This is a genomic window from Nocardioides sp. OK12, from assembly GCF_024341885.1.
Lineage (GTDB): Bacteria > Actinomycetota > Actinomycetes > Propionibacteriales > Nocardioidaceae > Nocardioides > Nocardioides marinisabuli.
Genome location: NZ_BNET01000004.1, coordinates 159,986 through 184,440, shown reverse-complemented (window position 1 = coordinate 184,440; position 24,455 = coordinate 159,986). Strand labels below are relative to the sequence as shown.

At 72.0% G+C, this 24,455-nt stretch carries 19 protein-coding genes and 1 tRNA gene; 7 read left to right on the top strand and 13 right to left on the bottom strand.

Annotated features, from left to right (window positions below; translation table 11 throughout):
• Positions 1-110: 110 nt before the first annotated feature.
• Genes OCU29_RS11335 through OCU29_RS11315 form a run of 5 tightly spaced genes read right to left on the bottom strand, consistent with a single transcriptional unit; the run spans position 111 to position 5,768 of the window.
• A complete protein-coding gene (locus OCU29_RS11335) occupies positions 111-1,124 on the bottom strand; it encodes an ABC transporter permease (protein WP_261820008.1) in 1,014 nt (337 codons plus the stop codon).
• On the bottom strand, positions 1,121-2,698 hold the full coding sequence (locus OCU29_RS11330) for a sugar ABC transporter ATP-binding protein (RefSeq protein ID WP_261820007.1): 1,578 nt from the start codon (positions 2,696-2,698) through the stop codon (positions 1,121-1,123). The genes OCU29_RS11335 and OCU29_RS11330 overlap by 4 nt, the downstream gene beginning before the upstream one ends.
• Positions 2,691-3,554 carry an amidohydrolase gene (locus OCU29_RS11325; RefSeq protein ID WP_261820006.1) on the bottom strand — a complete coding sequence of 288 codons (864 nt, stop codon included), beginning with the start codon at positions 3,552-3,554 and terminating at the stop codon, positions 2,691-2,693. The genes OCU29_RS11330 and OCU29_RS11325 overlap by 8 nt, the downstream gene beginning before the upstream one ends.
• On the bottom strand, positions 3,551-4,498 hold the full coding sequence (locus OCU29_RS11320) for an aldo/keto reductase (protein ID WP_261820005.1): 948 nt from the start codon (positions 4,496-4,498) through the stop codon (positions 3,551-3,553). The genes OCU29_RS11325 and OCU29_RS11320 overlap by 4 nt, the downstream gene beginning before the upstream one ends.
• Positions 4,485-5,768, bottom strand: coding sequence for an enolase C-terminal domain-like protein (locus OCU29_RS11315; protein ID WP_261820004.1), 1,284 nt, complete (start codon positions 5,766-5,768; stop codon positions 4,485-4,487). The genes OCU29_RS11320 and OCU29_RS11315 overlap by 14 nt, the downstream gene beginning before the upstream one ends.
• Before the next feature lie 157 nt (positions 5,769-5,925).
• Here OCU29_RS11315 and OCU29_RS11310 point away from each other — a divergent pair, with 157 nt between their 5' ends.
• Genes OCU29_RS11310 through OCU29_RS11295 form a run of 4 tightly spaced genes read left to right on the top strand, consistent with a single transcriptional unit; the run spans position 5,926 to position 8,668 of the window.
• A complete protein-coding gene (locus OCU29_RS11310) occupies positions 5,926-6,789 on the top strand; it encodes a fumarylacetoacetate hydrolase family protein (protein WP_261820003.1) in 864 nt (287 codons plus the stop codon).
• On the top strand, positions 6,786-7,559 hold the full coding sequence (locus OCU29_RS11305) for an SDR family NAD(P)-dependent oxidoreductase (protein ID WP_261820002.1): 774 nt from the start codon (positions 6,786-6,788) through the stop codon (positions 7,557-7,559). Before OCU29_RS11310 ends, OCU29_RS11305 begins: the two co-directional genes overlap by 4 nt.
• An 8-nt stretch (positions 7,560-7,567) precedes the next feature.
• The gene (locus OCU29_RS11300) at positions 7,568-7,933 is read left to right on the top strand and encodes an L-rhamnose mutarotase (RefSeq protein ID WP_261820001.1); all 366 of its coding nucleotides are present in this window, start codon (positions 7,568-7,570) and stop codon (positions 7,931-7,933) included.
• Between the two features lie 9 nt (positions 7,934-7,942).
• Positions 7,943-8,668: a FadR/GntR family transcriptional regulator gene (locus tag OCU29_RS11295; protein ID WP_261820000.1), complete on the top strand. Its 726-nt coding sequence runs from the start codon at positions 7,943-7,945 to the stop codon at positions 8,666-8,668.
• 162 nt (positions 8,669-8,830) lie between these two features.
• Here the strand turns inward: OCU29_RS11295 and OCU29_RS11290 are convergent, their stop codons facing one another.
• Positions 8,831-9,400: a TetR/AcrR family transcriptional regulator gene (locus tag OCU29_RS11290; RefSeq protein WP_261819999.1), complete on the bottom strand. Its 570-nt coding sequence runs from the start codon at positions 9,398-9,400 to the stop codon at positions 8,831-8,833.
• Positions 9,401-9,469: 69 nt separating this feature from the next.
• Between OCU29_RS11290 and OCU29_RS11285 the strand changes: the two genes are divergently transcribed.
• Positions 9,470-10,534: a zinc-binding dehydrogenase gene (locus OCU29_RS11285; RefSeq protein WP_261819998.1), complete on the top strand. Its 1,065-nt coding sequence runs from the start codon at positions 9,470-9,472 to the stop codon at positions 10,532-10,534.
• Between the two features lie 69 nt (positions 10,535-10,603).
• Here the strand turns inward: OCU29_RS11285 and OCU29_RS11280 are convergent, their stop codons facing one another.
• Positions 10,604-11,836 (bottom strand): multidrug effflux MFS transporter, encoded by a 1,233-nt coding sequence (locus OCU29_RS11280; RefSeq protein WP_261819997.1) that lies wholly within the window; start codon positions 11,834-11,836, stop codon positions 10,604-10,606.
• 77 nt (positions 11,837-11,913) lie between these two features.
• Between OCU29_RS11280 and OCU29_RS11275 the strand changes: the two genes are divergently transcribed.
• Positions 11,914-12,369 carry a MarR family winged helix-turn-helix transcriptional regulator gene (locus tag OCU29_RS11275; protein ID WP_261819996.1) on the top strand — a complete coding sequence of 152 codons (456 nt, stop codon included), beginning with the start codon at positions 11,914-11,916 and terminating at the stop codon, positions 12,367-12,369.
• 208 nt (positions 12,370-12,577) lie between these two features.
• Here OCU29_RS11275 and OCU29_RS11270 read toward each other — a convergent pair whose 3' ends face one another.
• Positions 12,578-17,647 carry a glycoside hydrolase family 3 N-terminal domain-containing protein gene (locus tag OCU29_RS11270; RefSeq protein ID WP_261819995.1) on the bottom strand — a complete coding sequence of 1,690 codons (5,070 nt, stop codon included), beginning with the start codon at positions 17,645-17,647 and terminating at the stop codon, positions 12,578-12,580.
• 120 nt (positions 17,648-17,767) lie between these two features.
• Here OCU29_RS11270 and OCU29_RS11265 point away from each other — a divergent pair, with 120 nt between their 5' ends.
• The gene (locus tag OCU29_RS11265) at positions 17,768-18,943 is read left to right on the top strand and encodes an ROK family transcriptional regulator (RefSeq protein ID WP_261819994.1); all 1,176 of its coding nucleotides are present in this window, start codon (positions 17,768-17,770) and stop codon (positions 18,941-18,943) included.
• Positions 18,944-19,030: 87 nt separating this feature from the next.
• Here OCU29_RS11265 and OCU29_RS11260 read toward each other — a convergent pair.
• The 5 genes from OCU29_RS11260 to OCU29_RS11240 all read right to left on the bottom strand — a co-directional run bounded on the left by OCU29_RS11260 (position 19,031) and on the right by OCU29_RS11240 (position 24,144).
• A tRNA-Met gene (locus OCU29_RS11260) sits at positions 19,031-19,104 on the bottom strand.
• An 84-nt stretch (positions 19,105-19,188) separates the two neighbouring features.
• Positions 19,189-22,191: a UPF0182 family protein gene (locus tag OCU29_RS11255; protein ID WP_261819993.1), complete on the bottom strand. Its 3,003-nt coding sequence runs from the start codon at positions 22,189-22,191 to the stop codon at positions 19,189-19,191.
• A 36-nt stretch (positions 22,192-22,227) separates the two neighbouring features.
• Positions 22,228-22,827, bottom strand: coding sequence for a PPA1309 family protein (locus OCU29_RS11250; RefSeq protein WP_261819992.1), 600 nt, complete (start codon positions 22,825-22,827; stop codon positions 22,228-22,230).
• Positions 22,824-23,876 (bottom strand): PDZ domain-containing protein, encoded by a 1,053-nt coding sequence (locus OCU29_RS11245; protein WP_261819991.1) that lies wholly within the window; start codon positions 23,874-23,876, stop codon positions 22,824-22,826. Before OCU29_RS11245 ends, OCU29_RS11250 begins: the two co-directional genes overlap by 4 nt.
• A 37-nt stretch (positions 23,877-23,913) precedes the next feature.
• Positions 23,914-24,144, bottom strand: coding sequence for a hypothetical protein (locus OCU29_RS11240; protein ID WP_179613842.1), 231 nt, complete (start codon positions 24,142-24,144; stop codon positions 23,914-23,916).
• Positions 24,145-24,455: the final 311 nt, after the last annotated feature.

Genomic DNA, 24,455 nt, shown 5'->3' with positions numbered 1-24,455 from the left:
CGGACGGACCAGGTGGTGGGGTGGGTTCCCGAGGCGACGGGAGGAGGACGACCGGGTCACGCGCCGGCGTCCACGGGGCCGGTGCGGCCCGAGGAGGTCGTGGGGCAGTCCTACGCCTCCTTCTTGCGGGCCATGTCGGCGTAGACGGCGACGAGGATGACCGTCCCGAGGATCACGCTCTGCCACTCCTGGGCGATCGAGAGCAGCTGGAGGCCGTTGTTGAGCACCGAGATGATCAGGGCGCCGATGACGGTGCCGACGATGGTGCCCTTGCCGCCGGCCAGCGACGTGCCTCCGATGACGACTGCTGCGATCGCCTGCAGCTCGTAGCCCATCCCGGTCGCCGGCTGGGCCGAGCCGAGCCGAGCCGAGATCATCACCCCTGCCAGGCCGATGAAGAGGCCGGCCAGGGTGTAGATGGCGATCTTCCAGCGTCGGACGTTGATGCCCGAGAGCTCGGTGGCGTGCTCGTTGCTGCCGATGGCGTAGGTGTAGCGGCCCAGGATGGTGCGGCTGAGCAGCAGCCCCGCGACCAGGCACCCCACGAAGAGCACCAGCACCGCGTTCGGCAGGCCGGGGACGAGCTCGCCGGTCGAGATCCTGCGGTAGCCGGGCGAGTCGGTGAAGTAGATCGGTGCGCTGTCGGAGATGACCAGCGCGAGCCCCTGCGCCACGAGCATCATGGCCAGGGTCGCGATGAAGGGCGGGAGCTTGAGGACGGCCACGTTGAAGCCGTTGACGAAGCCGACGAGGCCTCCGAAGAGGATGGCGAGCAGCACTCCCAGCGGCAGCGGGACGCCCCAGTTCACGATGAAGACGCCGGACATCACCGCGCACAGCGACATGCCCGTGCCGATCGACAGGTCGATGCCGCCGGTGATGATGACGAACGTCGTACCCACGGCCAGGCAACCGATGACCACGGTGCTGAACAGGACGTTGGTGATGTTGCCCCAGGTGAAGAAGATCGGGCTGGCGAAGCTGAAGTAGGCAGCGATGACGATCAGGCTCGCGAAGGCGAGCAGCTGCTGGAGCCGGTCGGTCACCGCGGTGAGCAGCGGCGAGCGCTCGCTGCGGGGCGCGGTGTCGGCCACGGGCGCCGTGGGGCTCTGGGTGGTGGTCATGGGGTCACTCCTTGTCGGCGGGCGTGGTCGGGCGCGGGTGCTGGGGCCGGCGCCGGGTCGTCGGGAGCGTCCTCGGCGGACGGGTCCTGGCGCCGGGTGGCCAGGTGCATCACCGACTCCTGGGTGGCGTCGGCCGCCTCGAGGACGCCGCTCACGCGTCCCTCGGCCATCACCACGACGCGGTGCGACATGCGCAGCACCTCGGGCAGCTCGGAGCTGATCATGATGATCGACTTCCCGGTGGCGGCGAGCTCGTTGAGCAGGTGGTAGATCTCGGCCTTGGCGCCCACGTCGATGCCGCGGGTCGGCTCGTCGAAGATGAGGATGTCGCAGTCCTTGACCAGCCACTTGGCGATGACGACCTTCTGCTGGTTGCCACCGGAGAGGTTCTTGGTGATCTGGGTCTCCGACGGGGTCTTGATCCGCAGTCGTTCGATCATCTCGCGGGCGCTCGCCCGGATGCCGCGACCGCGCACCCACCCCGCGGTGCTGTAGCGCTCGGCGAGCGAGGGCAGCGCCACGTTGCTGGCGACGTCCTGCTCGAGCAGCAGACCCAGGTGCTTGCGATCCTCGGAGAGGTAGCCGATGCCGAGGCGTGCGGCGTCCGCGGGGTTGCGCACCGAGATCCTGCGACCCCGCAGCGTGACCGTCCCCTGGCTGCGGTCCGCGCCGACCAGGGCCCGGGCCACCTCGGTGCGACCGGCCCCCATCAGCCCGGCGAACCCGAGGATCTCGCCCTCGCGCAGGTCGAACGTGACGTCGCGCAGCAGGCTCTTGGTCGTCAGCCCGCTGACCTCGAGCAGCGGCGCTCGATCCGCACGGACGCCCACCGGCTCGGCGTCGTCGACCAGCTCGCGCCCCACCATCAGGGGCACGACCTGCGCCATGGTGGTCTCCCTGGCGTCGAGGGTGTCGATGAACCTCCCGTCGCGGATCACGGTGATGCGGTCGGCGATCGCGGACAGCTCGTTCATCCGGTGGGAGATGTAGATGACGCCCGTCTGCTCGGTGCGGAACCGGCGGATCAGGTCGTGCAGCGTCTCGACCTCGGCGTCGTTGAGCGCCGCAGTCGGCTCGTCCATGATCAGCACCTGCGGGCGGTGCGCGAGCGCCTTCGCGATCTCGACCATCTGCTGCTTGGCGACGGTCAGGTTGCCGACCAGGGCCCTCGGGTCGAGCGGGATGCCCAGCTGGTCGAGGAGCTCGCCGGCCTGCCGGTTGAGGGCGCGCTCCGCCAGCACCGGGCCACGGCGCGGCTCCTGGCCGATGAAGATGTTCTGCGCCACCGACAGGTGCGGCATCAGGTTGAACTCCTGGTGGATGATGCTCACCCCGCTCTCGAGGGCGTCCCCCGGCCCGGCGGGCCGGTAGCTCTCGCCGCGCAGGCGGAACTCACCGCTGTCGGGGGTGTGGATGCCCGACAGCAGCTTCATCAGCGTCGACTTGCCGGCGCCGTTCTCCCCGACGAGCGCCAGCACCTCGCCGTAGCGCAGGTCCAGGTGCATGTCGCTGAGCGCCTGGACGCCAGGGAAGCCCTTGGCGACCCCCGAGGCCTCCAGCAGCAGGTCAGACATCGCGCTTCCTTCCGTCGGTCGAACCCTCGGACAGGTCGTAGACGCGGCGTGCCGTCCCCGCCCAGATCTCCTCCTGCTCGGCAGCACCGAGCTCCCCGACCAGCGCCCGCGCCACCTCGAGCACCTCGGCGTACGCCGTGTGCTGGGCCGCCATCGGCCAGTCGCTGCCGAACATCAGGCGCCGGGCACCGAAGACGTCGAGCGCGACGTCGCGCACGGGGCGCAGCGCGTCGACGGTGAACGGCTGCCCCGGCACGTGCAGCCCGGACAGCTTGGCCACGACGTTGGGCCGCTCGCCGGCGCCCCTGAGCGCCTGCTCCCAGGCGGCGAGGTCGTCACCGCCCCGCGGCGGCTTCGCCAGGTGGTCGAGCACCACGGTGAGCTCGGGGAGCGCGTCGGCCAGCCGGGCCACCGCGTCGAGGTGGCGCGGCCAGGCGTCGGGCACGTCGAGGGGGAGCCCGAGCCGGGCCACCCGGGCCAGGCTGCGTCGCACGCCCGGCAGGTCGAGGAAGTCGGGTCGGTGGTCGTCGTGCACGAGGTGACGGATCCCGCACAGGTGGGACCCCGCCAGCTCGTCGAGCTGGACGGCGGCCACGTCGGGATCGTCGAGCTGCACCCAGCCGACCACTCCCAGCACCCACGGGTGGGAGGCGGCGGTCTCGAGCAGCCAGGCCGTGTCGGTGGCGGTGTCCTCGGCCTGCACGAGCACTGCCCCGGCCACGCCGGCGTCGCCGAGCTCGCGCTCGGCCTCGGCGGGCAGGTGGCTGCGGTACAGGTCGCCGTGCTCCGGCCCGAGCCAGGGGTAGCGGCCGACCTCGAGGTCCCACACGTGCAGGTGGGCGTCGAGCGGGCTCATGACGGCACCGTCCGCTCCAGCTGGCTCCACAACGCCGCCGGCACCTCGATCTCGAGCAGGCGGACGTCGTCAGCGATCTCAGCCGGACCACCGACCCCCACCACGACGCTGCGCACCGCAGGGTGCCGCAGCGGGAACTGCAGCGCCGCCGCCTGGACGGGCACCCCGGCCTCGCGGCAGGCCCGGTCGAGGGCGCGCGCCCGGTCGAGGACCACCTCGGGGACCGCGGCGTAGTCGTAGGTCGAACCGGCGTCGGGCGGGCCCGCCAGCAGCCCACCGTTGAACACGGCGGCGGCCACGACGTCGACTCCCCGGGCCTCGCAGAGCGGCAGCAGCTCCTCGACGGCCTGTTGGTCGATCAGGGTGTAGCGGCCGGCGACCATCAACTCGTCGACCGGCCCCTCGCGGACCGCGGCGACCAGGGCGTCGAGCCGCATCGAGGCCACCCCGACGGCCCCGACGAGCCCCTCGTCCTTGAGCCGCTGCAGTGCGGGCAGCCCCTCGGCCAGGGCCCGGCCCAGGTCGAAGCGCTCGGGGTCGTGCAGGTAGACGGCGTCCACGTGGTCGAGCCCCAATCGCTCCAGGCTCTGCTCGAGCGTGGCCCGGATGCCGGCCTCGGAGAAGTCCCAGACCCGTCGCCTGTCGGCCGGCACGAGGAAGTCCTCGTCGTCGACGGCGCCCTCCGGGTTGGGCTGCTCGACCAGCCGACGACCGACCTTGGTCGAGATGCGGAACTGCTGCCGGTCCCGTCCGGCGAGGAAGTCGCCGAGCCGTCGCTCGGACAGCCCGAGCCCGTAGTGCGGCGCGGTGTCGAAGAGCCGCACGCCGCGCTCCCACGCCTCGTCCAGCACGGCCCGCGCCCCGGCATCGTCCAGGGCGACCAGGTGGTTGCCCAGGCGCGCGCCGCCCAGCCCGAGGCGCAGGTCGCGCTCAGCCGACGACATGACGGTGGTCCACGATGGACTGCAGGAGCATCTCTGCGCCCGTTCCGGGCGCCAGTGGTGCGCGGTAGCGGCCCTGCTCGATGACGACGGGGGTGACGAAGTGCTCGTGCAGGTGGTCGACGAACTCGATCATCCGACCATCCGTGGTGCCGGAGACCGCGACGTAGTCGAACATCGACAGGTGCTGCACGATCTCGCACAGCCCGACCCCGCCGGCGTGGGGACAGACCCGCACCCCGAACTTGGCCGCGAGCAGCAGCATCGCGATGTTCTCGTTGACCCCGGCCACCCTGGTCGCGTCGAGCTGGAGGACGGAGAGGGCGCCCGCCTGCAGGAACTGCTTGGCCATCACGCGGTTGGCCATGTGCTCACCGGTGGCGACCGGGATGGGCGCGACACCCCGGGCGATGGTGGCGTGGCCCAGGACGTCGTCGGGGTTGGTCGGCTCCTCGATCCAGGCGACGTCGTACGCCGCCAGCGCGGCCATCCAGGTGATGGCCTCCTCCACCTCCCAGCGCTGGTTGGCGTCGACGGCGATCGCGATGTCCGGGCCGACGGCCTCACGGGCCAGCGCGAGCCTGCGCACGTCGTCGTCCACGTCGGCGCCGACCTTGAGCTTGATCTGCTCGAAGCCCTCGTCGACGGCCTCGTGGCACAGGCGCACGAGCTTCTCGTCGTCGTAGCCCAGCCACCCCGGCGTGGTGGTGTACGCCGGGTAGCCGTGCGCACGCAGCCCGGCCGCGCGCTCGTCGCGGCCGGTCTGCGCCTTCTCGAGGATCTCGAGGGCCTCGGCGGGCGTGAGCGCGTCGTGCAGGTAGCGGAAGTCGACGAGCGCGACGAGCTCGGCGGGCTCCATCTCAGCGAGGAGCTGCCACAGCGGGAGGCCGGCACGCTTGGCCTTCAGGTCCCACAGTGCGTTGACCACGGCGCCGACGGCCATGTGCATGACCCCCTTCTCCGGGCCCAGCCAGCGGAGCTGGGAGTCGTGGACCAGGTGCTTCCAGAAGCCCCCGAGGTCAGCCAGGGTCTCCTCGAGGTCGAGACCGACCACGTAGCCCTCCAGGCTGGCGATCGCCGCCATCTGCACATCGTTGCCGCGACCGATGGTGAAGACGAAGCCGTGCCCGGTGAGGTCGTCACCGGCGTCGGTCTCCAGCCGCACGTAGGCGGCGGAGTAGTCGGGGTCCGGGTTCATCGCGTCCGACCCGTCGAGGGTCGTCGACGTCGGGAAACGGACGTCGTCGGTCCGCATCGCGGTTACCTTGCTCACAGCTGCACACTCCTGGACGTGATGGGGTTCACACCGTAGACATCCTATGTTTGGTCCGTCAAGATAGGTCTTCAGGGCAGCTTCTCTGGCTGCCTCCCCCGTGAAGCTCCGAGATTGATCGGACCTGTCGGGGTTCCGCTACAGAAGGAGAGAGCGCGTGAGACTCGCACGCAAAGGCCCCGTCGGCGCCGAGATCCCGGCCGTCGTCACCCAGGACGGCACCCTCGACGCCCGCCCGGTGACCCCGGACTTCGACGCCCGGTTCTTCGGCTCGGGCGGTCTGGACCGCCTGGCCGCGGCCGTGGCCGCGGGCGGGCTGCCGCTGCTCGAGGACGACGAGACCCTGCGCGTCGGCTCCCCGGTCGCCCGGCCCGGCGCCATCGTGTGCGTGGGCATGAACTACGCCGCCCACGCGGCCGAGTCGGGCGCGACGCCGCCCGAGATCCCGATCATCTTCCTCAAGACGCCCAACACGGTCGTCGGCCCCTTCGACGACGTGCAGATCCCTCGCGGCAGCACCCGCACCGACTGGGAGGTCGAGCTCGGCATCGTGATCGGCACCCGGGCGTCGTACCTCGGTTCACCCGAGGAGGCCCTGTCGCACGTCGCCGGTTTCGTCCTGGCCAACGACCTGTCGGAGCGCGAGTTCCAGCTCGACGTGTCCGGGGGGCAGTGGAGCAAGGGCAAGTGCTGCCCGGGCTTCAGCCCGCTCGGTCCCTGGCTGGTGACTCCCGACGAGCTGGACCACCGCGCGCTGGGCCTGCGCAGCTGGGTCAACGGCGAGCCGCGGCAGGACTCCTCCACGGCCGACCAGATCTTCGACGTCGCCACGGTGGTCCACCACCTCAGCCAGTACCTCGCGCTCGACCCGGGCGACGTGATCCTCACCGGAACCCCGGAGGGCGTGGCCCTCTCGGGTCGCTTCCCCTACCTGTCGGCGGGCGACGTGGTCGAGGTCGAGATCGACGGCCTGGGGCGCCAGCGCCAGCAGATGGTCGCCTTCGACAGGGCCCGGGCATGAGCGCGGCCGCGCCCGTCCGGGGCGAGTACGACGGGATGGTCGCCGCCGTCACCGGCGGCGGGTCGGGCATCGGTGCTGCGATCGTGGCGGAGCTGTCGGCCCGGGGCGCCCGGTGTGCGGCACTCGACCTCGACGTCAGCGGCGTGCCCGATGGCGTGCTGGGGGTGGTCGCCGACGTCGGTGACGACGCCTCCGTGCGTGCGGCGGTGGAGCGGGTGGTCGGCGAGCTCGGCGGGCTCGACGTCCTGGTCAACAACGCCGGCATCGGGGCGCAGGGCGACGTCGGCGCCAACGACGACGAGGAATGGCTGCGGGTCCTCGACGTCAACCTGCTCGGGATCGTCCGCACGAGCCGGGCCGCCCTGCCCCACCTGCGCGCCTCGTCGGCCGCCGCCATCGTCAACGTGGGCTCGATCGCAGCGACCGCCGGTCTCCCCCAGCGCGCCCTCTACAGCGCGAGCAAGGGAGCCGTCCACGCGCTGACGCGTGCCATGGCCGCCGACCACCTGCCCGAGGCCATCCGCGTCAACTGCGTCGCGCCGGGGACGGCCGACACCCCGTGGATCCAGCGGCTGCTCGCCTCGGCCGCCGACCCGGCCGCCGAGCTGAGCGCGCTCAACGCCCGCCAGCCGCACGGGCGACTGGTCGCTGCCGACGAGATCGCCACGACCGTGGCGTACCTCGCCAGCCCCCGCGCCGGCTCCACCGTGGGACTGTGCGTGGCGGTCGACGGCGGGATGAACGACCTGCGCCTGCGGCCCAGGGGCTGAGGGCGACCATGGTCTCCATCGCCCTGCACACGGTGCTCGCAGCCGGCCGCGAGGACGACTACGAGGAGGTCCACGGGTCGATCCCCCGCGAGGTCGCCGAGGCGCTGCGCGCCCACGGCGTCCGCGACTGGAGGATCTGGCGCGACGGTCGCGACGTCTTCCACCTCGTCGACGTCGCGACCGACGCCGACTACGAGCGGATGCGGCGCGCGCTGCGCGACCTGCCCGCGAACCGGCGCTGGCAGGCGACGGTGGGACCGATGTTCGAGGTCGCCGACGGCTACGACGGCGACGACCCGCGCATCGCCCTCCTCTGGAGCCTGGGCGGCCAGCTCGGCGCCGACGGCGGAGTGACATCGGATGTCTGGGGCTAGGATCACCGGATGGCCGTGACCGACGAGGCGATCCTCAAGATCAAGGACATGCTCCTGAGCGGGGAGCTGCGCCCCGGCGACCGGCTGCCTCCCGAGAAGGAGCTCAGCGAGCGACTGGGCCTCTCCCGCAACTCGCTGCGCGAGGCGGTCAAGGCGCTGGAGCTGATCCGGGTGCTCGACGTACGCCGCGGCGACGGCACCTACGTCACCAGCCTCGAGCCGAGCCTGCTGCTCGAGGCGATGTCCTTCGTCGTCGACCTGCACCAGGACCACACCGTGCTCGACCTCTTCGAGGTCCGCCGGATCCTGGAGCCGACGGCAGCGGCGATGGCCACGTTGCGTGCGACGCCCGAGGACATCGCCCGGCTCACCGACATGCTGGCCCAGGTCGGGCCCGACACCTCTGTCGAGGACCTGGTCAAGCACGACGTGATGTTCCACGGCCTCATCAGCGAGCTCTCCGGCAACGCCTACCTGAGCACGCTCCTCGAGAGCCTGTCGGGCCGTACGCTGCGCGCGCGGATCTGGCGAGGTCTCACCGAGGAGCACAGCGTCGAGCGCACCTTGGCCGAGCACCGGGCGATCATCGAGGCGATGTCGCTCGGCAACGCCGAGCTGGTCCGCTCCTGGGTGACGGTGCACATCAGCGGTGTCGAGTCCTGGCTGCGCCGCGCCGGCGAGACGGCGGCCGGTTGGCAGGACCCGACGCCCGCCGTGGACCCTCGACTGCCCTGACGACGACGGCCGCCGCTGCCAGCGCATGACACCGCCGGCTCCGAGGCGTTCAGCTTCGACAGCGTGCGCGTGCCCCGGGCGCGCAACGGAGCACCCGCAGGACGTCGGACCAGGTGTCGAACCACGTGGGACCTGTCTGCCGGGCCGGACCCCAGGGTGTCCTCAGCCCTCCAGCAACCGAGTCGCTGCCGAGCGTGCCGCGGCGACCGCGTCGACCCCCGGCGCGGTGCCGCGCAGGCTCAGCACCCCCTCGTGCAGGCACATCAGCTGCAGTGCCAGGCTGTCGGCCTCGGCGAAGCCGCCGGCGCGCAGGGAGCCGGAGAAGAGCTCGAGGAGCCACTGCTTCTCGGCCAGCACCACCCTCCGCCCCGGGTGGTCGTCGTCCGGCAGCTCGGCGAGGGCGTTGACGAAGGCGCAGCCGCGGGCAGCGCCGTCCAGCCAGGCCTCGAGCGCGTCGAAGGGTGCCAGCACCCGCGCGACAGGGGTCGGGGCGTCGCGGTGCAGCTGCTCGACGAGGGCGCGCCAGCGACGGTCGCGCTCGAGCAGGTACGCCGCGACCAGCTGCTGCTTGGAGCCGAACCGGTCGTAGAGGGTCCGCTTGGTCACCCCCGAGCGCTCGGCGACGAGGTCGACCCCGACCGCGGTGATGCCGTGCTCGTAGAAGAGCTCCTCGGCGGCGTCGAGGATGCGACGGGCGGCGGGGGTCAGCCGCTCGAGGTCGAGCACGTCCATGTTGACCTCACAGATCGGTATACCTAGGCTGACTTCACAGATCAGTGAAGTCTAGGTGAGGAGCAGGACGTGGACCAGCCCAAGATCCCCCGCACTATGCGAGCGATGGTGCTGACCAGGCACGGCGGCCCCGAGGTCCTGGAGCTGCGCGAGGTGCCGGCACCGGAGCCGGGTCCCGGCCAGGTGCTGGTCCGGGTGGGCGCCGCTGCCCTCAACAACACCGACCTGTGGACCCGCGAGGGTGCCTACGGCAGCCGCCCCGACGACCCGGACGCCCGGGCGGGCTGGCGTGGTCCGATCGACTTCCCCCGCATCCAGGGCGGCGACGTGGCGGGCGAGGTGGTCGCTGTCGGCGACGGAGCACCGGAGGACCTGCTCGGGCGCCGGGTGCTCGTCGACCCGGCGCACTACGACCACGAGGGACCCGACGCGCACCCCGTCGACATCCTGGGCAGCGAGCGCGACGGCGGCTTCGCCGAGCTCGTCGTCGTCGACGCCGCCCGCGCCCACCGGGTCGACGACTCACCCCTGAGCGACGTCGAGCTCGCCGCCCTGCCGATCGCCTACGGCACCGCGCTCGGCATGCTCGAGCGCGGGCGGGCGGCGGCGGGTGAGACCGTCGTGGTCACCGGGGCCTCGGGCGGCGTCGGCCTGGCGGCCGTCCAGCTCGCCGCAGCCCGCGGCGCGCGGGTGGTGGCGGTGACCAGCGGCGTGCACGCCGACGCCGTACGGGCGGCCGGGGCGCACGCCTGCGTCGACCGCACCGAGGGCGACCTGCACGAGTCGCTGGCCGCCGCCTGCCCCGACGGCGTCGACGTCGTCGTCGACGTGGTCGCCGGACCCTTCGTCGCCCAGGCCCTGGACCTGCTGCGCGACGGTGGACGCTGGGTGGTCGCCGGCGCACTGGGCGGGCACCTGCTCGAGCTCGACGTACGCCGGCTCTACCTGCACAACATCGCCCTCGTCGGCTCGACCATGCACACGCCCGCGCACTTCGAGACCCTCGTCGACCTGGCCCGACGCGGCGACCTGCGTCCGGTCGTGGCGCGCACCTACGCCCTGGCCGACCTGGCCGCCGCCCAGGCCGACCTCGAGGGGCGCGGACTGGTCGGCAAGCTGGTGGTCACGCCCTGACAGGTCGTCGACAGCGCCACGCGCGCACCGCCACGACGTCAGCAACCTCGTGGTCGAGCCGGCCGGACCTCACCGCCGGCCTGCGCCGCCCACCAGCAGCCCGGCCAGGGCCACGACCGAGCACGCCGACATCACCAGGGCCAGGGACAGCGCCCCCTCCCCCAAGCCCGCGAGCACCGAGACGATCCCGCCGAGCCCGAACTGCGCTGCGCCCAGCACCGCCGAGGCGGTCCCGCGCCCGTGCGGGACGGCCGCCAGGGCCAGCGCGGTGCCGTTGCCCATGACCAGCCCCAGCGCCGCGACAGCCACGAGGATCGGCAGCGCGAACCAGCCGGCAGCGGCGTCGGCGAGCACGAGCGCGAGCAGGACCAGGGAGGCCAGCAGCATGGCCACCAGCCCGGCGGCGGCCAGCAGGTACGGCGAACGGGTGGTCACCAGCCGGGCCGAGACCGCGCTGACCGCGACCAGGCCCAGTGCGTTGAGCCCGAACGCGAGACCGTAGGCCGTCGCGGAGAGCCCCATCTGCTGCTGGTAGAGGAACGGCGAGGCCGAGATGTAGCTCATCAGCACGCCGAACCCGAATGCGAAGGCGACCGTGTAGCCGATGTAGTCGCGCGCTCCCAGTCCGCGCCACGCGGCTCCTCGACCACTCAGCGCGGCACGCTCGGCGGCCCGTCGCTCGGGCGGGAACGACTCGGGCACGAAGAGCAGCACCGTCACCAGCATCAGCACGGTCAGCACCAGCACGATGCCCAGCAGCCCACGCCAGCCGACCGCTCCGGCCAGGACCCCGCCCACCGCGGGCGCCAGCACCGGCGCGAGGCCTCCCACGATCATCATCAGGCTCAGTGCGCGCGCCGCGGTGACGCCGTCGGACAGGTCCGAGACGACCGCCCTGCCCAGCACCATCCCTGCGGACCCGGCGAGTCCTTGGACCAACCGGGCCAGCACCAGCACCGCCAGCGACGTCGCCAGCACCGACACCACGCCGGCGGCGATGCACAGCACCACGCCCGCGACGAGGGGCGCCCGCCGCCCCAGCCGGTCGGAGAGCGGCCCGAAGACGAGCTGCCCCAGAGACATGCCCACCAGGAACGCGGTCAGCGTCAGCTGCGCTCCCGTCTCGTCGGCGCCCAGGTCGCTGGCCAGCGATGGCAGCGCCGGCAGGTACAGGTCGGTCGCCAGCGGCGCCACGGCCGCCAGCAGTGCGAGCGTCAGCAGCAGGGCTCGTCCGACGCCTCCCCGGTCCTGCGGAGCGTCCTGCCTGACGCGCTCCTTCGCCACCACCGTCTCCACGTGCACAGCCCGTCCCTCCAGTTGCTTATGGTTTCATAAGCATCTTGGGGGATCGGTCCCCCTCATCGGAAGCTGGAGGCGCCATGACATCGACCACAGCGCAGGAGTCGGACGACGAGCGGGTGCTGGCCGACGTCGCGGCCCGCATCGCCGCGATCGCGAGAGAGCTGCTGGGCCCGCACTTCCCCCACGAGGCCGTGCCCCTGACCCGCAACGAGGTCGCCGTGCTGCGCCACGTCGAACAGCACCCCGGCGCCACCGCCGGAGAGGTGGCCCGTGCGACGGGCCTGCAGCGCAGCAACCTCAGCACGGTGGTGCGCGGTCTGGAGGAGAAGCAGTTCCTGCGGCGCTCCACGGGCTCCGACGCCCGCACGGTGCACCTGCGGGCCACCGAGGTCGCCGCAGCCAGCACCGCAGCGGTACGTCGTCGCTGGGCCCAGGTCGTGGGGGCGGCGCTCGACCCCGGGACCGACGACGTCGAGGCTCTCGCGGCCTCGCTCGAGCGCCTGGAGCGAGGGCTGGTGCGGCTGCGGAGCTGATCGGGAGACGCGAGACGACATCGGCGGCAGGTGGCGCTCCCCCGGTGCATCATCCGGCCGGCTCCGCACCGCCCACCACGAGACCGGACGGCTGCCGTTCGAGGTCCCGACGACCTCGCCCAACGACAGCGGATCGGTGCCACCAGGCGGTGGCACCGATCCGCTGCACCTCTCTAGCGGGGCTCTGGCCTCCCGCCGCTCATCCCGCTCAGCGGATCACCACCGCCAGCCGCCGCGAGATCCCGCGCGCGAGCACCTCCGCCGAGGAGCCTCGCGGCTTGTAGACGACCCGCACGTGCTTCTTGCCGGACCCGCGCCTGGGCGGGGTCAGCACCCGCACGCCCTCGTCACGGCCGCGCAACTGACGCTGGAGCTCCTTGCCGTCGTACCGCACCAGCAGTCGACCGACGGGCCGGTCGGTCGCCGGAGTCGCGACCCGCACCTCGAGGGCGAACCGGGACTTGCCCGTGGAGCCGGACGCAGGCCGCTCGATCAGGACGCGCGGCCGGTCCTTGCGCACCCGGCGCGTGGACCTCGAGTCCGCCGACGCGGTCTGGTCACCGGCGGTCGCCGTCTCCCGGACGGCGATCCGGGTGCCCACGTCCGCGGCGCCGAGCCGGTAGCGGCGACCGGTCGCACCGGGGACCTCCTCGCCGTCACGCAGCCACTGCCACGAGGACTCGACCTCTTCGACGGACCAGGTGGCCCGCCTAGCCCGCAGCACCTGCCCGGCCTCGGGGACCCCGACGATCCGCGGGTCGTCGGTCACCTCGAGCTCCTGCCCCATGTCCTCGACGCCGGCGATGGCGCCCAGCAGCTGCGTCGCGGTCGCGGGATCGCCGGACCAGGCAGCGTGCTCGGCGTCCGCGAGCATCGCCGCTGCCGTCTCGGGGGCGCTGCCGGCGACCATCGCGTCCTGGGCCGCGTCGCGGGCCAGCGAGACGGCCTCGGTCGCGAGCGGGAGGACGTCCTCGTCGGTGCCGGTGAGCAGGGCGAGCAGGTCGCCGAGCAACGGCCACGCGGTGTCGAGGTCGGCGATCGTGCCGTCCTCGGCCCACACCGGAGCGTCGAGCAGCTCCTGCGCTGCCTCGGCGGCGGCGCCGTCCAATGAACCGGCGAGGGCGGTCAGCCGCTCACGGGGCTCGTCGGTGCGCAGACCCCAGCCGTACGCGTAGGCGGGGTCGTACGACGCGTCACCCACGTTGATCGGCACCTGGTCGGCGGAGGCCGGCCACGTCAGCGGCAGCTGACCGGTGAAGGGTGTGCGTCCGAGCAGCACGTCGGCCACGCCCTCGCCCTGGCTGCCGGGGAGGAAGCCCGCGACGACGGCGTCGGCGGTGGCCGCCGGCCCGTCGATGAGCTGCGGCCGCCCGGAGATCACCAGCACGGTGCACTCCATCGCACTGCACACGGTGTCGATCGCAGCCTGGTCGGCGGCGGTGAGCGAGAGCGACCTGCCGTTGTTGCCGACGTCGCCCAGGCCCTCCGCGTAGGGGCTCTCGCCGACGACCACCAGGCCGGCGTCGTAGCCGTCGGTCGGTTCGCTGGCGTCACGGGAGTAGGTGACGTCGAGGTCCGGCGCCCCTGCCCTCAGCCCCTCGAGCACGGTGGTACCGGTGGTGGTGTCACCGGAGCCGCCCTGCCACGAGATCGTCCAGCCACCCATCTGGTGGCCGAGGTCGTCGGCGTTGGACCCGGCGACGTACAGGCTGCCGGTGTCGGCCAGCGGCAGGGCACCGTCGTTGCTCAGCAGCACCTGCGAGTCCGCGGCGGCCTGGCGGGCCAGGTCGCGGTGCTCCTCACCACCGAACTCGTCGCGCATGCTGTCGTCGGTGAACGGCGCCTCGAACAGCCCGAGGTCCATCTTCTCGGTGAGGATCCGGCTGACCGCGTCGTCGACGCGGGCTGCGTCGATGTCGCCTCCCTCCACCCCGGTCACCACGGCGTCGATGAACGCCGAGAAGTTGAACGGCGCCATCCCCATGTCGATGCCGGCATTGACGGCCCGCACCACCTTGGCCGGGTAGGAGCTGCCCGGCAGCTTGTCGATGGCCTCCCAATCACTGATGAGGAACCCGTCGAAGCCCAGCTCGCCCTTGAGCACCTCGTTGTTCAGGTAGCTGTGCTCGGTCATCCGCAGGACCGGTCCACCGTCGATCGAGACACCGGAGTACGACGGCATCATCGTGCCCACACCGGCCTCGATCGCCGGCTCGTAGGGCGCGACGTGCAGCCGTTCCAGCTCCTCCATCGATGCCACGTCGGTGACGCCCTGGTCGATCGGGTAGCCGTTGCCGGCCTTCGACGCGTCGTACGTCGTGCCGCCGTCGCCGACCCAGTGCTTGGCCGAGGCGAGCACCTCGTCGGCACCAGTGATGTCGGAGGGGTCGTCACCCTGCAGACCGCGCACCGTCGGGCCGGCGTACGCCGTCACCAGGGCGGGGTCCTCGCCGAAGACCTCGTAGGTGCGGCCCCAGCGCTCGTCCCGCCCGACGCACAGGCAGGGGGCGAAGGCCCAGGTGACACCCGTGGTCCGGGTCTCTGCGGCGGTGGCCCGGGCGATGTCGTGGCTCAGCTGCGGGTCCCGCGCGGCACCGAGCCCGATGTTGTGCGGGAAGATCGTCGCGTCCGTGAGGTTGCTGTGGCCGTGCACAGCGTCGGCGCCGTAGACCAGCGGAACCTGCCAGCGCGTCGAGAGCGCCTGACGCTGGAAGTCGTCGATCATGCGGGCCCAGGCGGCCGGGGTGTTGCCGGCCGGCGTCGAGCCGCCTCCGGAGAGGATGGAGCCGAGCCCCAGGTCTGCGACCTGGCCGGGCGAGGAGAGGCCCAGGCGCTCGGCCTGCGCCATCTGTCCCGCCTTCTCGCGCAGGCTCATCCGGCCGACCAGGTCGGCGACGCGGTCCTCGGTGGGGAGGGCGGAGTCGAGGTACGGCAGCCCGTGTGCGTTCAGCACCACCCGCGGCGCCTCCTCGGGTGTGGCGACACCGTCCGCGACGAGCTCGAGCGGGACGGAGAGGGCCTCGCTGGCGCCGTCGTGAGCCAGGGTGGACACCTCGACGGGCTGGGTGTCGCCCGATGCCGTGCCGGCCGGGAAGGTGAGGGTGCCGCTACCGGCTTCGTAGTCGGTGCCGGCGACTGCGGTGCCGGCGCCGGTGGCCCAGTCGACCTCGACCGGACCGCTCGTCGGTTCACCGTCCGTGGTCGTCAGCTCCACCTCGACGGTGGCCACGTCACCCGCGTCGACCAGGTAGACGTCCTGTGTCGTCCCGACCGCGACGGTGGGCGCGTCGGAACGCGTTCCGTACAGGCCCAGGTCGTCGATCGCCCAGCGGACCGGCTCCGCGGTCCCCGCCTCGAAGGTGAGCGCGGCGCCCCAGGCGCTGGTCAGGTCGAGCGTGCCGTTCCTGGTCTCCTCGTCCCCGGGCTGGTGGTCCGAGAGCGCGAAGTCGGAGAACGGGAGCTCGACGAGCTTCCAGCGACTCGTGGCGGAGCCCCAGCGATCCTTGAAGGTGGCTCGCCACAGCTCGGAGTGCTCACCGTCGGGTCCGCCGTCCTTGACCTCGACGGCGATGTCGGCTCCGGCGGTGGGCGAGGCCGGGTTGTCCGTCTGGGAGGCGTACCACCAGAAGCGGATGCCGCGGAAGCCGCTCCAGTCCTGGGAACCGGCCAGGTTGTTGCTGAAGCCGCCCCAGCCGCCGGACTTGATCTTGTAGGTCCCGGCCAGGACGTCGTTGTCGGGTACGTCACCGCGCTCCTGCGGCTCCTGGCCGATGGTGATGACGCTCGCGTCACTGTCGGACCAGGTGAAGTAGCCGATCGGCGCGTCGTCGGAGATGTCGACCGGGGTCTCGTAGTCGTCCAGCAGCACGGTGCGCTTGTAGACCGCGAAGTCGTCGAAGAGGTACTCGCCCTGGTCGCGACCGGTCAGGGTGACGGCGAAGCCGCCGGCCGCCTCGGGGGTGAACCGCGCGTCGGCGTCGGGGTCGCCCTTGAGGCGCAGATCGGCGAAGAGGACCTTCACCAGCCGCCAGCCGGCGCTGTCGTCGAGACGGGTCTCCTCGAACATCTGTCCGCCACTCTTGAGCTCGAAGCGCAGCTGGTCACCCGAGCCGGTGCCGAGGTAGTAGAACTGGAAGCCGTCGTAGTCGCTCCAGTCGGCGGGGGTGTCGTTGCTGAAGCCGAACCAGTCCTCGGCCGTCGGGCTGCCCTCGACGTCGGCGACGAGCACCTGGTTGTCCGACGCCGCGCCGGGAACCCCGTCGTCGGTGGTCGTCGACAGCTGCGGGGTGACCTGCTCGCGGGCCCCCCACCCGAAGAAGCCGGCGGGGACGCCGTCGGAGAAGTCGTGCAGGACGTGCGCGTCGTTGGCCTCGGGCAGGTCGCCGGTGGGAGTGAGGGTCAGCGTCGTGGTGGTCCGCGCGCCGAGCTCGATGCCGGCGGAGGGCTCGGAGAGCGTGAGGTCGACGGTACGTCGCGGCGCGAGCGGTCCGCGGCTCAGCGTCGTGACCTGCACCGACTGCTCGGTCTCGCCGGCCGGGAAGGTGATCACCTCGTCCACCGGTGCGTAGTCGGTGTCCGGCTCGGCGGTACCGCCACCGGAGGTGACCCGGACGGTCTGCTCGCCCTCGGCAGGGTTCGACAGGCGCACGGGCACCGTGGCGGTCTGGCCGGCAGGCACGGCGCGGGAAGCGCCCAGACCGACCAGCGGGGTGGCGAAGGTGCCCCGCACTGCCAACGTGTACAGCGAGTAGCCGTAGTAGTGCAGCGTCGGCGCGTCCCAGGTGAACGCCACCCGCTCGGTCATCGAGAGCCGCACGTACCGGGCCTGCACCGGGGTCTCGAGGACGATCGCGTCCTCGCCGCCGTCGCCGGCGGTCTCGCTGAACACGGTCGTCCAGCTGGTCTCCTGGTCGGGGTCGACGGTCGCGACCTCGACGTCGTAGGACACGGCGTACGCCGCCTCCCAGGCCAGGTCCACCTGGCTGATCGTCGCCACCTTGCCGAGGTCGGAGGTGAGGTCGACGGCGAAGACCGCGTCGGCGTCGTCCGGGCCGTTGCCACTGGCCCAGCGGGTGGCCGGGTCGCCGTCGATGGCGTTCTCGGCGGGGAAACGGCCGTCGGTGTCGTCCTGGGACATCGAGGCGCTGACGGTACCCAGTTGGGCGAGGTCCGGATCGGCGGCGGCCGCGCTGCTGACGGGGATCACGGCGGCCAGCGAGGCCGCGACGCCGGCGACCACCGTCGTGGCGAGCGTTCGTCGGGAACGGGTGAGTGACATGGGATCTTCCTCCAGCTGGCCCGCCACCCGATGTGACCGGCACCACGCTAATTACATCCTGAAAGGAATAATCCCTGTCAACAGTGACCGCGAAGCGTCTCATATGCCATATTAATCTCTGTGAACGGACAAAAAGCCGGGGCTGGCCTCAAACAAGTCTTGGCGGCCCTCACCGACCATGGACCGGCGAGTCGCGTGGAGCTGAGCCGCCGGACCGGGCTGTCGTCCTCGGCGGTCTCGACGTTGACCGCGGAGCTGATCGACGCGGGAGTCGTCGAGGAGGACCCCGCTCCCCCGGTCTCCCAGGGTCGTGGCCGCCCGGCTCACCGGTTGAGGGTGCGCCCACCGGAGGGCTTGGTGGTCGGCGTCGACCTGGGCAACACCCACGTGCGGGTCGCAGCCACCGACGTCGGCGGCCCGGTGCTGGCCGAGGAGGTGGAGCCGCTGCGCGGCGCCGACTCGATGTCGCGGACCCTGGACCTGACGGCCGCCCTGGTACGCCGGGTCGTCGCCTCGACCGGACGGCCACAGGCCGAGGTCCGGCTCGTGGCACTGGGGTTGCCCGCGCCCCTGGCGCACGCGACCGGCACCGTGGCGGACAACAACATCCTCAGCGACTGGGTCGGGCGGCAACCCGGTGACGAGCTGGCCGAACGGCTCGCGGTCGACGTGGTGGTCGAGAACGACGCCAATCTCGGCGCGCTCGGCGAGCACCGCGCCGGCGTCGGGGCGGGCAGCGACTCGTTGGTCTACGTGAAGTTCTCGACCGGCATCGGAGCCGGTCTGGTGCTGGGAGGTCGGCTCTTCCGCGGCGTGGGCGGCACCGCCGGCGAGGTCGGCCACGTCCAGGTCGAACCGGCCGGGCAGCTGTGCCGGTGTGGGTCCCGCGGCTGCCTGGAGACGGTCGTCTCGCTGCCCCGGCTGGTCGACGCACTGGCGCCGGTCACGGAGAGGGATCTCGACCCGTCCGGCCTGTCGTCGTTGGTCGCGGCCGGTCACCCCGGAGCCGTCCGGGTGGTCACCGATGCCGGGCGCACCGTGGGACGGGCGCTGGCCAGCCTGGTGACCGTGCTCAACCCCGACCTCCTGGTCGTCGGCGGGCGGTGGGACCCCGTCAACGCCCTGCTCGCCGACCGGATCGGGGGGGCGGTCGAGGAATGGAGCCAGCCCTCGGCCGCGAGTCAGGTCCGGGTCTGCGCCGCCACCTGTGGCGAGCGGGCCGAGGTGCTGGGGGCGCTGGCGCTGGCCTGCGACCTGGTGACCCGCCGCGAGCGCGAGGCCACCATGGGTGGCTGACCGCAGCGGGTGGTCCGACCACCGGGAACGACAAAGGCCGCCTCCGGACGAGTCCGGAAGCGGCCTTTGACCTGCTGCATCACTGTGTAGCGGGGGCAGGATTTGAACCTGCGACCTCTGGGTTATGAGCCCAGCGAGCTACCGAGCTGCTCCACCCCGCGTCGGTGAACAGAACATTACACACCGCGCCGGACCCCTCCAAATCAGATGGGCCCGGCGCGGGTGTGACGTGCGACGCGTGCGTCTCAGCTGCCGCCCGAGCCCTCCTTGGAGTCCTCGGGGGCCTCCTCACCAGAGGCGCCGGCGAGCTCGAGCGCCTGCGCGATGAGGTCCTGGGCCTCCTCGACGCTGTCCTGGTAGGCGCCCAGGTCGCCGTCGGCGAAGGACTCGTCGGCGGCGTTGAACGCCTCCTCGGCGTCGCTGAGCAGCTGCTCGATCTGCTCCGAGACGCTGCCCGACAGCGGCTCGGAGCCCTCGTCACCGCCGTCGCCCTGGTTGTTGCCGCCGTTGCCTCCGCCGCCACCGGTGTTGCTGGGGGTGACGCCCGAGGAGCGGATCAGGTCCTCCAGCGAGTCGCGCAGGGTGGTGCCGAGCCCGATGTTGTCGCCGTACTTGGTCAGCACGTAGCGCAGGATCGGGAAGCTGGCGTCCGAGAGCTCACGCAGCGCGTAGACCGGCTGCACGTACATCAGCCCGTCGTTGACCGGCAGCGTCAGCAGGTTGCCGCGCAGCACCCGGGCACCCGAGCGGTTGAACTGCGCCAGCGCGTCGGCGACGTCCTGGTCGGAGGAGAACTGGTTGGCGACCAGCGCCGGGCCGGGCGTCTGCTCGTTGGGCAGCTCCAGCACGCTCATCTCGCCGTACTGCTCGCTCTGGGCGTCGGAGTTCACCGACACGAACGAGGCCAGGTTGTTCTTGCGGAAGGGCACGTAGACCGAGGTCAGCGCGAAGCTCTCGTCGCTGCCCTCCGCGGCCGGGTTGTCGACGAAGAGCCGGTACGGCGGCTGGAAGGTGCCGCTGACGTCGGGGTCCTCGGGGACCTCCCAGCGGTTGTTGCCCTGGTACCAGTCGCCGGGGTCGGTGACGTGGTAGCGCGCGAACTGGTAGCGCTGGACCTTGAACAGGTCCTCGGGGTAGCGCAGGTGCTCCATCAGCTCCTCGCTGATCGCCTCCCGCGGCTCGACCGTGCCGGGGAACGCGCCCTTCCAGGCCTTGAGGATCGGGTCCTCGTCGTCCCACTCGTAGAGCGTGACCTCACCGGTGTAGGCGTCGACGGTCGCCTTGACCGCGTTGCGCATGTAGTTGATCTCGTCGGTCGGCAGCGTCTGCAGCCCGGTCGGGGCGGTGGCCAGCGCGTCGTCGGTCATGTCGTCGAACGACTCGCGCTCCGCACCCGGGTAGCGGTCGGTGACGGTGTAGCCGTCGAGGATCCACACGATCCGGTTGTCGACGACCGCCGGGTAGGGGTCGGAGTCGACGGTCAGCCACGGCGCGGCCTTCTCGACCCGCTGGCTCGGCTCGCGGTCGTAGAGCACCTTCGAGCCGGAGTTGACCCGGTCGGAGAGCAGGAAGTTCGGCTCGCCGAACTTGATCGCGAACATCAGCCGGTTGAAGAGCGAGCCCACGGGGGCGTCGCCCTCGGCCTCGAACGTCGTGGTCGTCGAGTCGTCGTCGCTGCCCACGGTCGGGAGGTTGAGCTCGACGTCGGGGTCGCCCTCCTCGGCCTTGCCGACCACCGAGTACGTCGGGCTCTGCTCGCCGTAGTAGACGCGCTGCTCGAAGCCGCCGGTGGCGTCCTGGAGGTCCTGCTCGTTGCTCTGGGTGCCCTGCGCCCACTCGATGCCGACCTCGTTGGCCCCGGAGGACTCGGTGTCGACCTGCTCGTCGTCGGAGCGGTCGCGCTGGTTGGCGTAGGCGGCGATGATGCCGTTGCCGTGGGTGTAGACGGTGGCCAGGTTCGACCAGTTCTGGTCGGGCACGCCCTCGGGGTTCAGCTCGCGCACGCCGAGCACCAGGGCGCGCTCGACGCCGTCGATGTCGTAGCGGTCCACGTCGAGCACGTCGGCCACCGAGTAGTAGGCACGCACCTGCTGGGTCTGCTCGAAGGCCGGGCGCACCACCTGCGGGTCGACCAGCGGGATCGACTTGGTCTCCCCGTCGAGCTGGGCCAGCGAGGAGCCCAGGGTGTTCTGCGGGGTGAAGCGTTCGACCTCCACGTCCTCGAGGTCGTACGCCGCCCTGGTCGACTCGATGTTGCGCGCGATGTAGTCGCGCTCGCGGTCGGCCTCGGAGGGCTTGACCTGGAACTGCTGGACGATGCCGGGCCAGATGACGCCCAGCAGGATCGCCGACAGCGCCAGCAGGGCGATGCCGACCGAGGGCAGCATCCAGGTGCGGCGCCACACGTTGAGGAAGAACAGCACCGCGCAGATGATCGAGATGCCCAGCAGGATGTTCTTGGCCGGCAGCACCGCGTTGTCGTCGGTGTAGGTGATGCCGGTGATCAACGACCCCGCCTGGCTGACCAGGTCGAAGCGGTCGAGCCAGTAGTCGGCACCCTTGGCCAGCACGAAGAGGCCCAGCAGCAGCGAGAGCTGCGCCTGCGCGGCACCGGTGAGCCGGTCGCCGGGGCCCTGCAGCGAGATGCCGCCGTACAGGTAGTGGGTCAGCGCGGCGGCCAGCAGCGAGACCACGAAGACGGCCATCGCGAAGTCGACCAGGAAGTGCAGCCAGGGCAGGTCGAAGACGAAGAAGCCGATGTCGCGACCGAACTGGGCGTCCGTGGTGCCGAAGTCGTTGCCGTTGCGCCACAGCAGGTAGGTGCGCCAGGCGCCGGCCCCGGACGTGCCGGAGAACAGCGCCAGCACCACGGCCACGCCGATCACCACCCAGCGCCGGATCGGGGTGATCGCGTCGCGGTAGCGGCCCATGCCGTTGGTGTCGCCCATGCCCACGAAGACCGGGCGCAGCCGGTAGGCCAGCACCACGTTGAGGGCCACGACGAGCGCCATCACCAGCCCGAAGACCGCGAACAGCGCGACGCGGGTCCACAGCATCGTGGAGAAGACGCTGCCGTAGCCGCCGGAGGTGTACCAGAGCCGGTCGGTGTAGAAGCCCGAGAACGTCGTCAGCGCGAAGAAGAGCGCGATGAGGACGCCCGCGGTGATGACCAGGGCGCGTGAGCGCCCGTTCGTCGCAGGGGCCTGGGGGGCGGCTGCCGGCGGCTCGGGGCCGAAGGTCTCGCTCACGGGTGGTGCCTCTCGTCGTTCATCTGGGGTGGTTCGTCACTGGTCGTCGTCGGTGAGGGTGGCGTCCAGGAGCTCCAGGAGCGCCGGGACGAGGTCGGCTCCGCCGACCACCTTGGTGTCGTCGTCGTGGCTGCGGAAGCGCATCGCGCAGTAGCGCGAGCCCTCGCGGGTCACCCCGGCCACCATCCGCAGCTCCTGGCGGGCCGGGTGCTCGCGGGCGTACGCCGCCGCCTCGTCGGGGTCCTCGGGCAGCTCGGCGTCGGCCTCGGGCGGCAGCACGAGCCGCTCGACGACCGCGGCGCACCCGGTCACCTGGGCGGGCCAGGTGATGGTCTCGAGCACCCGCTCGAGCTGCTGGGAGGGGTCGAGCTGGTCCTGCTCGACCGCGGTCAGCGACCCGGCCTCGGAGGAGGCGTCGAGGCCCATCGCCTTGGCCAGCGCCGGCTCGTGGGCCACCAGCTGGGCGGTGTCGACCAGCGCGAAGAGCCTGGCCGGTCGATCCCAGCCGGCCTCGCTGGCGTGCTGCTCGATCTCGAGCACCGCCGCGGCCAGGGCCGGGTCGACGTCGAGGTCGGCCAGCTGGTCCTCCGGGACGGGCGTCTCGGGGGTCTCGGGGGTCTGGGGGGTCTCGCTCATCGGTCCTCGCAGCTCGGAAGGTCGGCGTCGGGGTCGTCGGCCCAGGCCTGGACCGCCGCCAGCGCGCTCTCGAAGGTCTCGGCACGCACCAGGCGCGGCTCGCCGTCGTCGACGCCCAGCGCCTCGGCGCAGTCCTCGGCCGGCACCAGGAACAGCTCGGCGCCGTCGCGCTCGGCGCCGGCGATCTTCTGCTGGATGCCGCCGATCGGGCCCACGGTGCCCTCGAGGTCGAGGGTGCCGGTGCCGGCGACGGTCCCGCCGCCGGTCAGCGAGCCCTCGGTGAGGGTGTCGTAGATGCCGAGCGCGAACATCAGCCCGGCGCTCGGCCCGCCGATGTTGGGGTCGATGTTGACGGTGACGTCGAAGGGGTAACGGAAGCCCTGGCCCGGGGTGAAGCCGACGCGCTGGACGCCGTCCTCGGGGTCCTTCTCGGGGGTGAGGTCGACGTCGCGCTTCTTGCCGTCGCGCTCGACCTGGAGGGTCACCGACTCCCCTTCGGGCGTGTCCTGGATCGCCTCGACGAGCATCTGGGCGGAGTCGACGGGCTCGTCGTCGACGCGCAGCACCACGTCGCGCACCTCGAGCGCGCCGTCGGCGGGGCTGTCGGGCACCACGTAGGCGACCTGGAGCGCCGCCTCGACGTCGTAGTCGAGCTCGCGCAGCGCGTTGGCGATGGCCACGTCCTGCGAGGTCACCATCGACACCGCGCCCTGGCGCTCGTCCTCCTCGGGGGTGACGTCGTCGGGGTGCACGTAGTCGTAGGGCAGCACCGCCTCGTCACCGTCGAACCAGGCCCACATCAGCTCGGGCAGCGACAGCCGCTTGCCGACCGGGCTGACCGAGACCGTGGTCAGGCGCAGCTCGCCGGCGTCGCGGTAGGTCTTCACCCCGCGCACCTGGATCGTCTCCGAGCCGTCGGGCTGGTCGAGCACGTCGACGGTCGGGCCCGGCTGGTAGGTGGCGTAGGGCAGCGACGTGAACCAGGCCGCCACGAACAGCGCGAGCACCAGGGGCGCCGCGAGGAGGGCGGCGATCAGGCGCTGGCTCATGCCTTCAGCCTCCCATGAGACCCCAACCCGGTGCGCGTCAGGAGGCCTTGCGGGCCCGCGACGGCCGGACGGCGATGCCGGTGCTGCGGTCGCGCTCGGGACGCGGCGCGGCGTAGCGCAGCGGCGTCTCGCGGGTCATCCCGCGCGCCAGCCGCCCCACCATCACCTCGCGGTCGACCTCGCGCGGCTCCCGCCCCGCCCAGCCGACCCAGCACATCGCCGCGACCGTGACCAGCACGGTCGGCACCAGCCACAGCAGGATCTCCACGCCCCCAGGCTAGGGACCCCGCCCCGCTCCCCCCGGCCGCCACGCCGCACCACCGTTGGTCGAGCAGCGAGGGCCGAAGGCTCGAGCGTCGCCGAGACCCCCGCAACCACACGACGTACAGCAAGCGCGCCACTCACCGGGTCTCGGCGACGTTCCTCGCTGGCGCTCCTCCCTGCTCGACCAACGAAGCGCCGCCGTTGGTCGAGCAGCGAGGGCCGAAGGCTCGAGCGTCGCCGAGACCCCCGCAGCTCCATGGCGTACGACGAGTGGGCACCCCACCGGGTCTCGGCGACGCTCGTCGCTGGCGCTCC

Excerpts from the sequence above, each read along its gene's own strand:
- OCU29_RS11335 (WP_261820008.1), bottom strand. The coding sequence starts at position 1,124 with ATGACCACCACCCAGAGCCCCACGGCGCCCGTGGCCGACACCGCGCCC.
- OCU29_RS11330 (WP_261820007.1), bottom strand. The coding sequence starts at position 2,698 with ATGTCTGACCTGCTGCTGGAGGCCTCGGGGGTCGCCAAGGGCTTCCCT.
- OCU29_RS11325 (WP_261820006.1), bottom strand. The coding sequence starts at position 3,554 with ATGAGCCCGCTCGACGCCCACCTGCACGTGTGGGACCTCGAGGTCGGC.
- OCU29_RS11320 (WP_261820005.1), bottom strand. The coding sequence starts at position 4,498 with ATGTCGTCGGCTGAGCGCGACCTGCGCCTCGGGCTGGGCGGCGCGCGC.
- OCU29_RS11305 (WP_261820002.1), top strand. The coding sequence starts at position 6,786 with ATGAGCGCGGCCGCGCCCGTCCGGGGCGAGTACGACGGGATGGTCGCC.
- OCU29_RS11300 (WP_261820001.1), top strand. The coding sequence starts at position 7,568 with ATGGTCTCCATCGCCCTGCACACGGTGCTCGCAGCCGGCCGCGAGGAC.
- OCU29_RS11295 (WP_261820000.1), top strand. The coding sequence starts at position 7,943 with ATGGCCGTGACCGACGAGGCGATCCTCAAGATCAAGGACATGCTCCTG.
- OCU29_RS11290 (WP_261819999.1), bottom strand. The coding sequence starts at position 9,400 with ATGGACGTGCTCGACCTCGAGCGGCTGACCCCCGCCGCCCGTCGCATC.
- OCU29_RS11275 (WP_261819996.1), top strand. The coding sequence starts at position 11,914 with ATGACATCGACCACAGCGCAGGAGTCGGACGACGAGCGGGTGCTGGCC.
- OCU29_RS11270 (WP_261819995.1), bottom strand. The coding sequence starts at position 17,647 with ATGTCACTCACCCGTTCCCGACGAACGCTCGCCACGACGGTGGTCGCC.
- OCU29_RS11250 (WP_261819992.1), bottom strand. The coding sequence starts at position 22,827 with ATGAGCGAGACCCCCCAGACCCCCGAGACCCCCGAGACGCCCGTCCCG.
- OCU29_RS11245 (WP_261819991.1), bottom strand. The coding sequence starts at position 23,876 with ATGAGCCAGCGCCTGATCGCCGCCCTCCTCGCGGCGCCCCTGGTGCTC.